Below are 15,208 nucleotides of genomic sequence, written 5' to 3'. Positions count from 1 at the left end.
AGGCGATGACGACAACATCTGCCGATCGACGTCGCAGCTTTGGGATCGCGCTGGCATTGACGGGGCTGTCCGTCATGCTCGGCGCCTGCAACACCAGCGGCGACATCACTCAGACGGTACCGACCGACTACCGCCAGCGCCACCCGATCGCGGTGCAGGAGGGCAGGAAGTCGATCGTGATCTTCGTCGGCAAGGCGCGCGGCGGCCTGTCGGCCCCGCAGCATTCGGATGTCGCCGGCATTGCGCGGGACTGGGTGCGCGAAGGCACCGGCTCCGTCGTCGTCGACGTCCCCGTCGACAGCTCAAATTCACGCGCGGCGGCCGCGACCTATCGGGAGATCCGCTCCGTACTCACATCCGGCGGCGTGCCGGCGCGCGCCATCGTCCAGCATCCCTATCGCCCTGAAGACCCCGGGCTGCTGCCCACCATCCGCCTCAGCTATTCGAAGATCACCGCGGTCGCGGGTCCCTGCGGTCTGTGGCCGGAAGACATCGGCCCCTCCATCCTCGATCCCGGCTACAACGAGAACCGGCCCTATTTCAATCTGGGCTGCGCCAGCCAGCGCAACCTCGCGGCAATGATCGACAACCCCGCCGACCTCGAGCAGCCGCGGTCCGAGACGCCGGCCTACACCGCGCGGCGCGACATCGCCTTCGAGCGCTATCGCAAGGGCACCGCGGTCGCGACACCCAACCCCGACGCCGACAAGGCCAAGCTCAGCGATACCGGCAAATGACACGGCTCCACGACGAAGATTCGGACGACCAAGGGCACCCCGAGGAACACATTGCGCCGGTTCCTCGCATCTCCGTGCAGGCCTTTTGCGAGACCGAGCAGACGCTCCAAGCGGTGACCGCGGCGGGGCAGGACCGCCGACTCGCCAAGGCGCACCTCACCGCCAAGGACGGCGGCCTTGCCGCGGCGATCGAAGTATATGAATCGATGCCGACGCCGAACGTGATCGTGATCGAATCCGACGGCACGCGCGACATCCTCGAGGGATTGGACGACCTCGCCGGCGTCTGCGACCCAGGCACCCGCGTGGTCGTGATCGGCAATCCCAACGACACGGCGCCCTATCGCGAGCTGGTGCGCCGCGGCGTCAACGATTATGTGATCGGACCGGTCGAGACCCTCGACGTCGTCCGCTCGATCTGCAGCCTGTTCTCGGCCTCCGAGGCCATCATCACCGGCCGCGTCATCGCGGTGGTCGGCGCCAAGGGCGGCGTCGGCGCCTCCACCGTCGCGCACAACGTGGCCTGGACCATCGCCCGCGACCTTTCGCTCGATTCCGTCGTGATCGACCTCGACCTCGCCTTCGGCACCGCGAGCCTCGACTACAACCAGGATCCGGTCCAGGGCATCGCCAACGCGGTGCTGTCGCAGGACCGGCCGGACACGGCGCTGATGGAGCGCCTGCTCGCCAAATGCACCGAGCGCCTCAGCCTGCTCGCTGCGCCTGCCTCTCTTGACCGGGTCTACGATTTCGGCGCCGAAGCCTTCGACGCCGTGTTCGACACGCTGCGCATGACCACGCCCTGTATCGTGCTCGACGTTCCCCACCAATGGTCCGGCTGGACGCGGCGCGCGCTGGTGAACGCCGACGACATCGTGATCGTTGCCGAGCCCGATCTCGCGAACTTGCGCAACACCAAGAACATGCTGACCGTGCTGAAGGCGGCACGACCGAATGACCGGCCGCCGCTGTACTGCATCAACCAGGTCGGCATGCACAAGCGCGCGGAGATCGACGTCAAGGCCTTCGCCAAGACCATGGAGAGCCAGCCGATCGCGGTGATCCCGTTCGATTCGAAGCTGTTCTCGACCGCGGCCAATAACGGCCAGATGATCGCGGAAGTCGCCAAGAATCACCGCACCACCGCGCTGTTTCAGACCATGGCGAACCGCCTCGCCGGCCGCGGCGAGGTGAAGAAGCCGAAGCGCTCGCTGCTTGAGCCGCTGCTGAAGAAGCTGAAGGGCCGGTCGGGCCGCCCATCGGCGCCGCACCGCAAGGCGTCATAGCAGCGACAGCGTTTTCGCCTCGCGAGGACGCGACGAGCAAGAACGCGGTCGGACGGCGGGTTACTTCTCGGCCCGCTGCTGCTGCTTCTTCGCCAGCATTTGCCGCAGCGCCGTGACTTTGGCCGCTGCCTGGTCCGGCGGCAAATCTGCCTTGACCAGGATTTCAGCCTCGGCCTGGCGGCCCTGCAATCCCAGCACGAGCGCGAGGTTGGCACGAATCCGCGAATCGCTCTGATTGCGCTGATGGGCGCGGCCGAGCACCTGTTCGGCGCGCGGCAGATTGTTCTGGAGCATGTAGGACAGACCGAGATTGGACAGGACCTGCGGCTCGTCGGGCACGATCTTCAGGGCGCTCGCGTAATATTGCTGCGCCTCCTCGTGGCGACCGAGCTGATCGAGCGCCGCGCCTTGCGCCGACAGGATGCGCCAGTCGGGATCCTCCGGCGAATGCGCGCGGCTGAGAACGTCGAAGGCCTGCTGGAAATTGCCGCTGTCGGCGAGCGCGCGGCCATAGCCGGCGAGCAGCGCCTTGTTGCTGGGATGGGCGAGCACGGCCTGCTCCAGCACCGCGACCGCCTGGGCGCGCTGGCCGGTCTCGCGCAGTGCCTTGCCGTATTCGATCGCCATTGCGGGATCGCCGGGCTTTGCGCGGTAACGCGCGCGCAGGGCGTCCATGTCCGGCCTGGGATCCGCCTTGGCGGTCGTTTCCGACCGGGTGCCGAGCGCGCCGGTGACATCCTCGATGCCGGCGGTCTGACAGCCGCCGAGGCCGAGCACCAGCAGCACGGGAAACAGCAATCTCGCCGGGGGAAGGCGAGGGACGAACGCTTGGACATACTCTGATCACTCGGCAACTGATCAGAGATGCTTACCGATTAACGCTAAAGTCCCGTTAAGGACGCGGGCCCCCGCCTCTCAGTCGACGAATTCAGCGCCGAATTCGCAGCCGATGCGCCAGCGCAGACGGCATTGCCGGGAATAGTCCGGCGCGAAGATGATGGTGAATTGCGGCGGCACTTCCAGAAATTCCGCAACCACTTTCACGCCACCATCCGAAATATCGGTGATCGTGCAGTCCCGCGGCAGCGAGCCCGCGCCAAAATGGATCTTGGCGAGGCGGCTGCACACCCGACGTTCGCTTCTGCGGCGATTTGCAAGCATTTGAATTGTTCACCCGTTAGACCACGGCCCATCCCGTAGCCCCAGGAGTAGCGGACATTCGTTGGAATGTGCTGAGGGCAGAAGCTCGCATTCGAGGCGTAGTGTCGGCTCGGTGTTTACGATCGGTTAGGGCTTGTCCGCCCCTGCGGGATGTTCCTGTATTGTTCTTGCGGAAAGAGCCGCGCTCTGCTACCCCTAATTGTGCGAGAGGGGCAGGCTGGTTTGAGCATGGTTCAGCGGGTTTCCACCGTCGCTTTTGAGGGGATCGAGGCCCGCGCGGTCGACGTGCAGGTCCAGGTCGCCCCTGGCCTGCCGGCCTTCGCCATCGTCGGCCTGCCGGACAAGGCAGTGTCGGAGGCGCGCGAGCGGGTGCGCTCGGCGTTGATCGCCTCGGGGCTCGCGCTGCCGGCGCGCCGGATCATCGTCAATCTGGCGCCGGCCGACCTGCCCAAGGAGGGCAGCCATTACGACCTGCCGATCGCGCTCGGGCTGATGGCGGCGATCGGGGCGATCCCGCCGGATGCGCTGACCGGCTTCACCGTTCTCGGCGAGCTTGGCCTTGACGGCTCGATCGCGCCGGTGGCCGGCGTCCTTCCCGCCGCGATCGGCGCCAATGCACGCGAGGAGGGGCTGATCTGCCCGGCGGCCTGCGGCTCCGAAGCGGCCTGGGCGAGCCCCGACATCCAGATCATCGCAGCAAGCTCGCTGATCCAGATCGCCAACCACTTCAAGGGCACGCAGGTGCTGTCGCGGCCCTCGCCGAAGGTGCACGAAGCCGCCGCCTCCACGCTCGACCTGCGCGACATCAAGGGCCAGGAGAGCGCCAAGCGGGCGCTGGAGATCGCGGCCGCCGGCGGCCATCATCTGCTCATGATCGGCGCGCCCGGCGCCGGCAAGTCGATGCTGGCCGCGCGCCTGCCCTCGATCCTGCCACCGCTGTCCCCGGGCGAGCTGCTCGAGGTCTCGATGATCGCCTCCGTTGCCGGCGAGATCGAAGGCGGCGCGCTGACGGCGCGGCGGCCGTTCCGCTCACCGCATCATTCCGCCAGCATGGCCGCGCTCACCGGCGGCGGCATCCGCGCCAAGCCCGGCGAGATCTCGCTGGCGCATCAGGGCGTGCTGTTCCTCGACGAGCTGCCTGAATTCGATCCGCGCGTGCTGGACTCGCTGCGGCAGCCGCTGGAGAACGGCGAGGTCGCGGTGTCGCGCGCCAATCATCGCGTCACCTACCCTGCCCGCTTCATGCTGGTCGCGGCGATGAATCCGTGTCGCTGCGGCAATGCGTTCGAGCCCGGCTATGCCTGCAAACGCGGCCGCATCGACCGCTGCACCGGCGATTACCAGGCGCGCATCTCGGGCCCGTTGATGGACCGCATCGATCTGCGCATCGAGGTGCCGGCCGTGACCGCGGCCGATCTGATCCTGCCGCCGCCGGCGGAGGGATCGGTCGAGGTCGCCGCGCGCGTGGCGGCGGCGCGCGACATCCAGCTCGCACGCTATGCCGATGCCGGCCTGCCCCATGTTCGGACCAATGCCGAGGCGCCCGCATCGGTGCTGGAGGAGATCGCCAAGCCGGACGCGCAAGGCGCCAAATTGCTGCGCGAGGCCGCCGAAACCATGCGGCTGTCGGCGCGCGGCTATCACCGCGTGCTGCGGGTGGCGCGCACGCTGGCCGACCTCGATCATGCCGACAAGATCGGCCGGCTGCACCTCGCCGAAGCGCTGTCCTATCGCGCACTCGCGGAGGATGTGCGGCAGATGGCTTGATGATACCGCGTGTCAACCCGGCGGTAACGAGTTTCCTTTACGCTCTGCAAACCATAGGGCCCGCTGATTTCGGCTGCGAGTTCCCCGAGGGCCCGGCGAGTAGAGTGTCATGTTGCGTTTCAAGATCCTGGCCTCGGTTGTTCCCTTGCTGGCGGCGGCGGTGTTTGCCCGGGCCGAGATCGGATCGGTCTCGCATCCCTGCATCGCCGTGGGCGAGACCTCAGTCGAGCTCACCTCGCTGTTCTGGACCGCCGGCGTGCATGTCGCCTTCACCGAAGATCCCGCGCGCGCCACAGTCCGGGTTCAGGTCACCGACGACTCTGATGCCGCGGACTTCGCACTGGTCGACGACGGCCTCGGGTCCGAGCCGGAGACCTGTCAGGCCAATCCCGCGACGCGCCTCGTCTCGATCGCCGCTCAGCCCGTCGATGGCGGCGAGGTGATCTATCTTTCCAGCGAAGGGCCGGCGAACTACCGCATCTATGTGCGCTCGAAGTCGGTGTCGCTGCGCGAGGCGGCGGCGCTGATCGTCGGCGCCCGCGGCAGCCATCGCCATCTCCAGGCCGCCTCGCTCTGAAGCATTAACACTTCGTCAACCCTGTTCGGAGGCAGAGCCGAAGCCTCAAACTGTTCGCAAGGTGGACGCGACATCGTCGCACGCGGCGGCGGGTTTCAGACAAGGGTCGGTGGCGATGGGTCGGACGTTCCGGATCAAGGTGCGCATGCGCCGTTTCAGGCGGCAGCATCCCCGCATCGCGTTCGCGATCCGCTCCTTCATGATTTTCTCGGCGACCTTCGGCGGCGCCTATGGGTTCGTGTCCGGCAGCCGGTCCGACACCTCCGGCTACGATCCGCACACCTTTGCGATCGGCGCGAGCTTCCTGTTCGCGCTCGCCTGCCTCGGGCTTGCGACGCTGAGCATGCGCCTGCGTTTCGTAGGCAAGCGGCTGCGTACGCTCGCCGCCCACAACGAGGCCCTGATCGACCGCAATTGGGAGCTGAAGGAAGCGGAAGAACGCGCGCGCAGCCTGTTCGAGCAGCAGGGCGACCTCATCGTGCTGCGCGACACCGATGGCCGCATCACTTTCGCCAACGAGGCCTATTGCGCGCTCGCAGGACAGAAGCGCGCCACGCTGGTCGGCACGCGTTTCGATTTCGACGTGCTGGAGCAGGGCGACAGCGCGCGCGAGAGCAACGGCACGCGAATCCACGACCAGAAGATCGCAACCCCGATCGGAGCGCGCTGGATCGCCTGGCGCGAGGGCTATGTCCGTCTCGATGCCGGCCAGCCCGCCGAGTTGCAGAGCGTGGGGCGCGACGTCACCGATCGCACCGAGACCGAACGCGCCTTGTCCGAGGCGCGCGACCAGGCCGACGCCGCAAACCGCGCCAAGTCGCGCTTCCTGGCGATGGCCTCGCACGAGATCCGCACGCCGCTCAACGGCATCATCGGCATGGGCGGCCTGCTGCTCGACACCCATCTGACGCCGGAACAGGCGACCTATGCCAAGGCGGTCAAGACCTCGGGCGAAGCCTTGATGGCGCTGATCGAGGAATTGCTCGACTATTCCAAGATCGAGGCCGGCAAGCTCGATCTCGAGCAGCGTCCCTTCGCGCTCTCGACCCTGATCGAGGAGATCACCGAGCTGCTGGCCCCGCGCGCGCAGGCGAAGTCACCGAGATCGCCGCCTATGTCGACGAGCGCCTGCCGCTGGAGGTGGTCGGCGATGCCGCGCGGCTGCGCCAGGTGCTGCTCAACCTCGCCGGCAACGCCATCAAGTTCACCGCTCACGGCGGCGTCGCGCTGATCGTCGAGCCCGGCATCTGGCCGAACGAGATCAGCTTCCTGGTCCGCGACACCGGCATCGGCATCGCGCCGGAGGCTCGGCAGCGGATCTTCCGCGAATTCGAGCAGGCCGACGAGCGCGTCGCCCGCACCTATGGCGGCACCGGGCTCGGCCTCGCCATCAGCGAGCGCATCGTCAAGCGCATGGGCGGCCGCATCGCGCTCGAAAGCGAGCCGGGCAAAGGCTCGACCTTCGAGATCGCAGTGCCGCTTCCGGCCCCGCAAGCCAGCGCGGGACAGACGGCCTTTCCGAGCCCCGACCTTGCCGGCAAATCGATCCTCCTCGTCGCCGACGGCATCGAAGCCGCACTGATCGCGCGGCGGCTGGAGCGCTGGGGCGGCCAGACCTGTCTGGTTGCGGACGCGGCGGTTGCCGAAGCACTTCTGCCGGAACGCTCATGGCACGCGGTGCTGATCGATCGCGCGATCGGTCCTGCCATGACCGACCATCTGGGTGAAATGGCCCGCGCACATGCGCTGCAGCGCCTCGTGCTGCTGACGTCGAGCTCGCGCCATGACGAGCTCTCGCCGGCGTTCACCGGGTTTCTGGTGAAGCCGCTGAGGGCGGCCTCGCTCGCCGCGCGCCTTGCGCTGACGCCGGAGATTGCATCGCCCGAGCTCGCGCCGGAACCGGCGGCTGAAGCTGAAGCTGCCCGCGCGACGCAAGCGAAGGGCCTTTCGATCCTCGTCGCCGAGGACAACGAGATCAACGCGCTGCTGATGCGCTCGCTGCTGACGAAACTCGGCCATCGCGTGGTCATCGCCGTCCACGGCGCGGCCGCGCTGGAATCGTGGCTCGCCGCTTCGTCGGCCCGCACGCCCTATGATCTCGTGCTGATGGATATCCAGATGCCGCAGCTCGACGGCATCGAGGCGACGAAGCGCATTCGTGCGCATGAGGCCGCCGCGGGCAGCCATCGCACCCCGATCCTCGCGCTCACCGCCAATACGCTGGTGGAGGATCGCTACGCCTGCTTCGAGGCGGGCATGACCGGATTTCTGATCAAGCCGCTCGATCGCGACAAGCTCGACGAAGCGCTGGCAGGCCTCGCGGCATCACAACGACTGCCGGTCTGATCGGGAACTCGCGGGAACCCCGCGGCGGGCGGCAATCGACAATTGAAATCGACCGCGTTGCGCGTCACGATCCTCGGGGGCATTTTTGCAACAGAGGATTTTGCGCATGAACGTGCTTTGCCGCCTCGCATTGATTGTTGTTCTCACCGGTTTCTCCCGACACGCCGCGGCCGATACGCCTGAGCTCATCGCCTCGCTCAAGCAAGGCGGTTTCGTCCTGATATTTCGGCACACCGCCACCGACGACAGCCAAAAGGATATCTACCCGTTCAAGTTCGACGATATGAGCGCCCAGCGTCAGCTCAGCGACAAGGGCAGGGACATGGCGCGCCAGATCGGGATGGCGGTCAAGGAACTCGCGATCCCCGTCGGCGATGTCTACACCAGCCGGCTGAACCGCGCGGTCGAGGCCGGCAAGCTGATCTCCGGCCGCGAGGTCAAGCCGGTCGATGCGTTGACGGACAGCAGCAACGCCAGCGCGTCGGGAATGGCAAACCCGACCGGCGCCAATGCAAAGGCCGGCCAGGCCGTGCGTCAGCTCGTCGATGCGCCGCCGAAGGCGGGCACCAACACGTTTCTGGTCACTCACAAGACCAACATCGCCGATGCCTTTGGCAAGGACGCCGGCAACGTCGAGGAAGGCGAGGCCTTCGTCTACAAGACCAACGGCTCCGATCCCGCCACCTTCGCGGGACGCATCAAGATCGCGGATTGGACTGCGAAGAGCGGTAAGTGACGGACTGACACCCAATCCGCCGCCGGCGCGACGGCGGCGGGGCGGGGCGGGACTTGCCGCTCCGTCACGATCCTGTGCTACCAACGTGCCGTAAGGTGCGACTGGAGGCCAGCGACACGTGAGAACATCGGAAGACCGCTCATTCCTCGTCTGGCTCGGCGTCATCACCCTCGCGTTCGGATGGCTGCTTTGGCCGTTCTCCGGCGCCTTGCTGTGGGCCACGCTGCTGGCGATCATCTTCGCGCCGGTCTATCGCCGCTTCCTGGATGGGCTTCCGGAATGGCGCAACCTTGCCGCGCTTTCCACCGTCATCGTGGTGGTCGTCCTGGTCCTGATCCCGGTCGGGGTCGTGATCGCTTCGCTCGTCGACCAGGGCGGCGAGCTATATCAGCGCGTTCAGGCCGGCGAGATCGATTTGGCTCATCCCCTGCAGCAACTGAAAGCCGCGCTGCCGGGCTGGGCCGCGTCCATCTCGGATCGACTGGCCGGCATTGATCTCTCGGCGGTGAAAGAACGCCTGTCCGGCCTGGTGGTCCCGGCCGGACAGCAATTGGCCGGGCATGCGATCAACATCGGCCAGCTGACGCTGGAGTTCGTCGCGAGCCTGCTGGTGATGCTGTATCTGCTGTTCTTTTTCCTGCGCGACGGCGATGAGCTGAGCCAGCGCATCCGCGGCGCGCTGCCGCTGCGGGCGGGCCAAACCGCCGAGATCCTGGATGCGTTCATCCTGGCGGTTCGCGGGACGATCAAGGGGATCATATTGGTTGCGCTGATCCAGGGCGCGCTCGGCGGGCTGATCTTCTGGCTGCTCGGCCTGACCGCGCCGCTGCTGGCCGGCGCCATCATGGCGCTGCTGTCGCTTCTGCCCGTGCTCGGTTCCGCGCTGGTCTGGGTTCCGGCCAGCCTCTATTTGCTGCTGACGGGCGCCGTGACCAAGGGAATCATCCTGCTCGCTTTCGGGACCTTCGTCATCGGCCTCGCCGACAACTTCCTGCGCCCGGTCCTGGTCGGCCAGTCGATCCGGATGCCGAGCTATGTCGTTCTGCTGGCGACGCTGGGCGGCCTTGCGACCTTCGGAGCCAACGGTTTCGTCATCGGCCCGCTCGTCGCCGCCATGTTCCTGACGGCCTGGAACATCTATGTCGGCTCGAAGGAACGACTGAAGGGCCGGGAATGACGGTCACGCGGCGTAAGCAACGAACCGCGGCGCGGAGAGCTTGTCCGGCTTCACCTGGCTTGCCTTGAAGACCGTATCGGCCTGGGCGGCGCGCTTGCAATGCGGGCAGACGAAGAGATGCGCGATGATCGGAACCGGCTCGTCCGCGAGCAGTTCTGAGCGGAACCATTTCATCTCGATATGGCAGTCCGGGCAGCTCGGCGCTTCAAGCAGCTCGGCAGCACTTCTGAGACGATCAACCATGGCGCCCTCGCGTTTCGTACGCTCATAGTCGAATACCTTTTGCCGGTCTGCAACAAAAGACACTCTGCCCGAACAGGATCTCGTCAACCGGCGCGATTACAGCCGTCGCAACGCCACGCTCTCCACGGTGTGGTCGGCGCCCTTCTTGAGGATCAGCGTCGCGCGGGGGCGGGTCGGCAGGATGTTGTCCTCGAGATTGGCGAGGTTGGTGCGCTCCCAGATCGCGATGGCGGTGGCGGTGGCTTCCTCGTCCGACAGCAGCGCATAGCGGTTGAAGTAGGATTTCGGGTTGGTGAACGCGGTGTCGCGCAGCGCCAGGAAGCGCTTGATGTACCATTGCCGCAGCGCCGCCTCGTCGGCGTCGATATAGACCGAGAAATCGAAGAAGTCGGAGACCACAGGCACCGCCTTGCCGTCGCGCGGCAGCTTGCCGGTCTGCAGCACGTTGACGCCCTCGACGATCAGGATGTCGGGCTGATCGACCTCGGCCCACTGGTTCGGCACGATGTCGTAGGTCAGATGCGAATAGACCGGCGCACGCACATGGCGGCGGCCGGACTTGATATCGGAGAGGAAGCTCAGCAGCAGCGGCAGGTCGTAGCTCTCAGGGAAACCCTTCTTCTGCATGATGCCCTGCCGATCGAGCACGGCATTGGGATAGAGAAACCCGTCGGTGGTGATCAGCTCGACCTTCGGGCGCGGCGACCAGCGCGCCAGCAGGGCCTGGAGCACGCGGGCCGTGGTGGACTTCCCGACCGCGACCGATCCGGCGACGCCGATGATGTAGGGAACCTTGCGGTCGCGGATGTTGAGGAACTGGCGCTCGGCATAATACAGGCGCTGCATCGCATCGACATAGATCGAGAGCAGGCGCGACAGCGGCAGGTAAATGTCCTCGACCTCCTGCAAGTCGAGGCGATCGTGCAGCGAGCGCAGCCGGTCGAACTCGCCGGGCTCCAGCGTCATCGGCGTGTCGTCGCGCAGGCGCGCCCATTCTTCGCGCGTATAGACCCGGTAGGGATTATACTGCTGCTCGGGTGCGCGGATATCCATGACGCCGCCTTTCCGTTGCTTCGATCAATCGCTCTTGCGCGAAGCCTTTTCTTCCAACCCTGACATCGACGTGCGCTTAGCCAGCACCGCCTCGACCTCTTCCAGCTTTATGCCGCGTGCCTTCAGCAGCACAAGGAAATGATAGAGCAGGTCGGCACTTTCAGCGACCAGATGCGCGCGATCGTTTTCGACTGCTGCGATTACGGTTTCGACTGCCTCTTCGCCGAACTTCTTGGCGCAATGCTCGGCGCCCTTGTCGAGCAGCTTGCGGGTATAGGACGCCTCGCCGCCGGCCGCCGCGCGGATGTCGATGGTCTCGGCCAGATCGTGGATCGTGAAACGCGGCATCGGATTACTCAAAAACACGTGGGGCCAAGGAGACCGTCGCCCTCTGGCTTGTGTAGCATTTTTGCAGGCGGGAGTCGTCAGGCATCGAGGCGCATCGGCAGCCCGCGGCGGGCCATGTGCTCCTTGGCTTCGCGGATGGTGAATTCCCCGAAATGGAAGATCGAGGCCGCCAGCACAGCCGTGGCGTGTCCGTCGCGGATACCATCGACGAGATGGTCGAGATTGCCGACGCCGCCCGAGGCGATCACCGGAACGGGCACGCTGTCGGCGATCGCCCGGGTCAGGGGGATATCGAATCCCTGCCTGGTGCCGTCGCGGTCCATCGAGGTGAGCAGGATTTCACCGGCGCCGAGCGCGACGACTTCCTGGGCATATTCGATCGCGTCGATGCCGGTCGAGTTGCGACCGCCATGGGTAAAAATCTCCCAGCGGTCGCCGCCCGGACGCTTCACCCGCTTGGCATCGATCGCCACAACGACGCATTGTTCGCCGAATTTCTCGGCCGCTTCCTTGACGAACTCGCGCCGCGATACCGCGGCGCTGTTGATCGAGACCTTGTCGGCACCGGCGCGAAGCAGCGTCTTGATGTCGTTGACCTCGCGCACGCCGCCGCCGACGGTGACGGGCATGAAGCACGCCTCCGCGGTGCGCCGGACCACGTCGAGCATGATGCCGCGGTTCTCGTGGGTCGCGGTGATGTCGAGGAAGGTGAGCTCGTCGGCGCCGGCAGCATCGTAGGCGATCGCGGCCTCGACCGGGTCGCCGGCATCCCTGAGATCGACGAAGTTGACGCCCTTGACGACGCGGCCGTCCTTGACGTCGAGGCAGGGGATCACACGCACCTTGAACATGTGTCAGCTCCTGCGCGCGTCGCGGATCAAAGTGAGGGCGGCGGCGGGATCGAGCCGGCCGTCATAGAGCGCGCGTCCGGCGATCGCGCCGGCGAGCTTTTTCGCGCGTGGCGTCAGCATTGCCTTGACGTCCTCGATCGAGGCGAGGCCACCCGAGGCGATGACGGGAATCGAGATGGCGTCCGCGAGCGCGATGGTCGCGTCCAGGTTCAGACCCTTGAGCAGGCCGTCGCGCGCGATGTCGGTGAAGATGATGGCGGCGACGCCGGCATCCTCGAACCGCCGTGCGATCTCAAGCACCGTAACCTGCGAGGTCTCGGCCCAGCCTTCGACCGCGACCTTGCCGTCGCGGGCATCGAGACCGACCGCGACGCGGCCGGGAAATTTCTTCGCTGCGGATTTCACCAGCTCGGGATCACGCACCGCCGCCGTGCCGATGATGACGCGGGTGATGCCCTTCTCCAGCCAAGCTTCGACGGTCTTGAGATCGCGAATGCCGCCGCCGAGCTGCACTGGAATCTTGATCGTGTTCAGCATCGCCTCGACGGCTTGCGCATTCACCGGCTTGCCGGCAAAGGCGCCGTCGAGATCGACGACGTGGAGATATTCAAAGCCCTGCGCGACGAAGCTCTGCGCCTGCGCCGCCGGATTGAGGTTGAACACGGTCGCGCGCGCCATGTCGCCCTGTTCGAGGCGCACGCACTGGCCGTTCTTGAGGTCGATCGCCGGAAAGAGGATCATGATTGAGCCAAGTTTTTTCTGCGCAAACAGTGCGCTCCCTCCCCCTTGTGGGGGAGGGTTGGGGAGAGGGGTAAGCCACGGGCACCGCCGCTGCGGCTACCCCCCTCCCGAATGCTTCGCATTCGACCTCCCCCACAAGGGGGGAGGAGACAAGAGAGAGAGCCATCACGGTTTCCATCGCAAGAAGTTCGAGATCAAAGCGAGGCCAAAGCGCTGGCTCTTCTCGGGGTGAAACTGCGTGCCGATCGCGGTGTCCCTGCCTACGATCGCGGTGACGGGCCCGCCGTAATCGGCGCGCGCGAGCACGTCCGCCTCGCTGGCCGCATTGAGATGATAGGAGTGCACGAAATAAGCGTGCTGGCCCTTCGGGCCGAGCGGCAGCTTGTTCAGCACCGGATGCTCCTGCAGCAGGTCGAGCGTGTTCCAGCCCATGTGCGGGATCTTCAGGCTCTCGTCGCGCGGCGTGATCTTCTCGACGTCGCCGCCGATCCAGTTCAGGCCCTCGGTGATGACATGCTCCTTGCCGCGGCTCGCCATCAGCTGCATGCCGACGCAGATGCCGAAGAACGGCCGCGCCTTGACGCGCACCGCTTCGGTGATCGCCTCGACCATGCCGTTGACGGCATCGAGCCCGCGCCGGCAATCGGCGAAGGCGCCGACGCCCGGCAGCACCAGGCGGTCGGCCTCGTAAGCCTGGTCCGGATCGCTGGTAACAAAGACTTTTTGCGGGTTGTCCAGGCTGCGCGCGGCGCGCTCGAAAGCCTTTGCGGCGGAATGCAGATTGCCGGAACCGTAATCGATGATGGCGACGCTCATCTTGACCCTCCCGGTTCTGGAAACAACCCGATGATGCCGCCGGCCGGAATCGGTGGCGGGTTCGAGAATTGCTGGCCCGGCACGCTGCGGGTCGGCGGCGGGCCGCCGCGATCGACGGCCAATTGATCGTTGACGATGCCGTGCTGCTTCTGGCTCCAGCGCTCGAAGAAGCGGCGCTCGGCGGTGTCCTCGTCGTCGGCCACCACCACGTCGAGCTGGCGCCATTTGCCGCGCGACAGCGTCCAGCGTCGCAGGCTCGAGGCCTCCAGGCCCATCAGCAGCGCGACGATGAGATCGGCGAAGAAGATCGACGAACGTCCGATACCGAGGCTCGACAGCCCCGCATTGAACGCGGCGATGAAGATCAGATAGCCGATCAGCGCCAGCCACAGCCGATTCCACAGCAGCCAGAACGGGCCGAAGATCATCGCCCAGAAATGGAAACCGTCGCGCACGAACACGAACTTGTCGGTCGCGCGCAGATCGGCTCCGGCGGGAGAGGGCGCATGAACTGTGTAGACAGGCATGGTGATGCCTCGTTCCTAGGAAATCAGAGATACCGCGAGCGGCACATGCCGCCGGGAGAGACGTCAACCGCCGAGCGAGCCCTTGGTGGACGGGATTTCGCCCGCCGCCTTCGGATCGATCGCGACCGCGGTGCGCAGCGCCCGCGCCAGACCCTTGAAGCAGGACTCGGCGATATGGTGGCTGTTATCGCCATATAGGGTCTCGACGTGCAGAGTCACGCCGGCGTTGATGGCAAAGGCCTGGAACCATTCGCGCACCAGCTCGGTGTCGAACTCACCGATCTTGTCGCGGGGGAAGTCGGCCTTGAACACCAGGAACGGGCGGCCCGAGATGTCGATGACCACGCGCGACAGCGTCTCGTCCATAGGCATGTGCACGCCGGCATAGCGGGTGATGCCCGCCATGTTGCCGAGCGCCTGCCTGACCGCCTGGCCGAGCGCGATGCCGGTGTCCTCAGTGGTATGGTGATAATCAATGTGCAGATCGCCCACCGCCTTGACCGTGAGGTCGATGCGGGAATGGCGGGCGAGGAGATCGAGCATATGGTCGAAAAAGCCGATGCCGGTCGCGATATTGGCCACGCCGGTGCCGTCGAGGTTCACGGAGACCTCGATCTCGGTTTCCTTGGTCTTGCGCTTGATCGTCGCGGTGCGCATTGAAGGCTTTCGCTTCTCTTTGAGCCTGATCCTTCCCGGAAAACCGGTACCCGCTTTTCCGGGATCATGCTCGGGGCCGAAAACGCCAGTCTCTTAACAGCCAAATGACGCCTTCGCTACTGCGGGAACGGCCGGCCGGGCCTCCACTTCTGCCTATGGTGAGCGAAATTCGGCCCGGAACGGCC

Annotated in this window: 15 protein-coding genes and 2 pseudogenes; 7 read left to right on the top strand and 10 right to left on the bottom strand. The window is 65.9% G+C overall.

Annotation, left to right across the window (positions count from 1 at the left end; all coding sequences use genetic code 11):
* Positions 1-5: 5 nt before the first annotated feature.
* Together ACETMP_RS23855 and ACETMP_RS23850 are read left to right on the top strand one after the other, a co-directional pair.
* Positions 6-737 (top strand): CpaD family pilus assembly protein, encoded by a 732-nt coding sequence (locus ACETMP_RS23855; RefSeq protein WP_375158101.1) that lies wholly within the window; start codon positions 6-8, stop codon positions 735-737.
* The gene (locus tag ACETMP_RS23850; RefSeq protein ID WP_375158100.1) at positions 734-2,023 is read left to right on the top strand and encodes a CpaE family protein; all 1,290 of its coding nucleotides are present in this window, start codon (positions 734-736) and stop codon (positions 2,021-2,023) included. Before ACETMP_RS23855 ends, ACETMP_RS23850 begins: the two co-directional genes overlap by 4 nt.
* Before the next feature lie 60 nt (positions 2,024-2,083).
* Here ACETMP_RS23850 and ACETMP_RS23845 read toward each other — a convergent pair.
* Positions 2,084-2,859, bottom strand: a pseudogene (locus ACETMP_RS23845) (tetratricopeptide repeat protein).
* Positions 2,860-2,938: 79 nt separating this feature from the next.
* Entirely contained in the window at positions 2,939-3,184 is a 246-nt protein-coding gene (locus ACETMP_RS23840; RefSeq protein WP_018644993.1) for a PilZ domain-containing protein, read from the bottom strand.
* A 228-nt stretch (positions 3,185-3,412) separates the two neighbouring features.
* Here ACETMP_RS23840 and ACETMP_RS23835 point away from each other — a divergent pair, with 228 nt between their 5' ends.
* The 5 genes and pseudogenes from ACETMP_RS23835 to ACETMP_RS23815 all read left to right on the top strand — a co-directional run bounded on the left by ACETMP_RS23835 (position 3,413) and on the right by ACETMP_RS23815 (position 9,787).
* Positions 3,413-4,951 (top strand): YifB family Mg chelatase-like AAA ATPase, encoded by a 1,539-nt coding sequence (locus ACETMP_RS23835; RefSeq protein ID WP_375158099.1) that lies wholly within the window; start codon positions 3,413-3,415, stop codon positions 4,949-4,951.
* Between the two features lie 109 nt (positions 4,952-5,060).
* Complete coding sequence (locus ACETMP_RS23830) at positions 5,061-5,528, top strand: hypothetical protein (RefSeq protein ID WP_375158098.1); 468 nt, start codon at positions 5,061-5,063, stop codon at positions 5,526-5,528.
* Between the two features lie 115 nt (positions 5,529-5,643).
* Positions 5,644-7,874: pseudogene (locus ACETMP_RS23825) on the top strand (ATP-binding protein).
* A 106-nt stretch (positions 7,875-7,980) separates the two neighbouring features.
* Positions 7,981-8,610, top strand: coding sequence for a histidine phosphatase family protein (locus tag ACETMP_RS23820; protein WP_375158097.1), 630 nt, complete (start codon positions 7,981-7,983; stop codon positions 8,608-8,610).
* Positions 8,611-8,728: 118 nt separating this feature from the next.
* Positions 8,729-9,787: an AI-2E family transporter gene (locus tag ACETMP_RS23815; protein WP_375158096.1), complete on the top strand. Its 1,059-nt coding sequence runs from the start codon at positions 8,729-8,731 to the stop codon at positions 9,785-9,787.
* 3 nt (positions 9,788-9,790) lie between these two features.
* Here ACETMP_RS23815 and ACETMP_RS23810 read toward each other — a convergent pair whose 3' ends face one another.
* The 8 genes from ACETMP_RS23810 to hisB form a co-directional block, all read right to left on the bottom strand.
* A complete protein-coding gene (locus tag ACETMP_RS23810) occupies positions 9,791-10,030 on the bottom strand; it encodes a hypothetical protein (RefSeq protein WP_375158095.1) in 240 nt (79 codons plus the stop codon).
* 96 nt (positions 10,031-10,126) lie between these two features.
* Entirely contained in the window at positions 10,127-11,083 is a 957-nt protein-coding gene (coaA, locus tag ACETMP_RS23805) for a type I pantothenate kinase (protein WP_028133463.1), read from the bottom strand.
* A 24-nt stretch (positions 11,084-11,107) separates the two neighbouring features.
* Positions 11,108-11,431 carry a phosphoribosyl-ATP diphosphatase gene (locus ACETMP_RS23800; protein ID WP_375158094.1) on the bottom strand — a complete coding sequence of 108 codons (324 nt, stop codon included), beginning with the start codon at positions 11,429-11,431 and terminating at the stop codon, positions 11,108-11,110.
* Positions 11,432-11,508: 77 nt separating this feature from the next.
* Positions 11,509-12,282 (bottom strand): imidazole glycerol phosphate synthase subunit HisF, encoded by a 774-nt coding sequence (hisF, locus tag ACETMP_RS23795; protein ID WP_028133461.1) that lies wholly within the window; start codon positions 12,280-12,282, stop codon positions 11,509-11,511.
* A 3-nt stretch (positions 12,283-12,285) separates the two neighbouring features.
* Entirely contained in the window at positions 12,286-13,023 is a 738-nt protein-coding gene (hisA, locus tag ACETMP_RS23790) for a 1-(5-phosphoribosyl)-5-[(5-phosphoribosylamino)methylideneamino]imidazole-4-carboxamide isomerase (protein ID WP_375158093.1), read from the bottom strand.
* A 165-nt stretch (positions 13,024-13,188) separates the two neighbouring features.
* Positions 13,189-13,839: an imidazole glycerol phosphate synthase subunit HisH gene (gene hisH / locus ACETMP_RS23785; protein ID WP_028133459.1), complete on the bottom strand. Its 651-nt coding sequence runs from the start codon at positions 13,837-13,839 to the stop codon at positions 13,189-13,191.
* On the bottom strand, positions 13,836-14,366 hold the full coding sequence (locus ACETMP_RS23780) for a DUF2628 domain-containing protein (protein WP_375158092.1): 531 nt from the start codon (positions 14,364-14,366) through the stop codon (positions 13,836-13,838). Before ACETMP_RS23780 ends, hisH begins: the two co-directional genes overlap by 4 nt.
* A gap of 63 nt (positions 14,367-14,429) precedes the next feature.
* Positions 14,430-15,023, bottom strand: coding sequence for an imidazoleglycerol-phosphate dehydratase HisB (gene hisB / locus ACETMP_RS23775; RefSeq protein WP_028133457.1), 594 nt, complete (start codon positions 15,021-15,023; stop codon positions 14,430-14,432).
* Positions 15,024-15,208: the final 185 nt, after the last annotated feature.

The sequence above is a fragment of the Bradyrhizobium dasycarpum genome, assembly GCF_042019905.1.
In the GTDB taxonomy this organism is placed as follows: Bacteria; Pseudomonadota; Alphaproteobacteria; order Rhizobiales; family Xanthobacteraceae; genus Bradyrhizobium; species Bradyrhizobium japonicum_B.
This window is presented reverse-complemented; position numbering and strand designations above follow the sequence as displayed.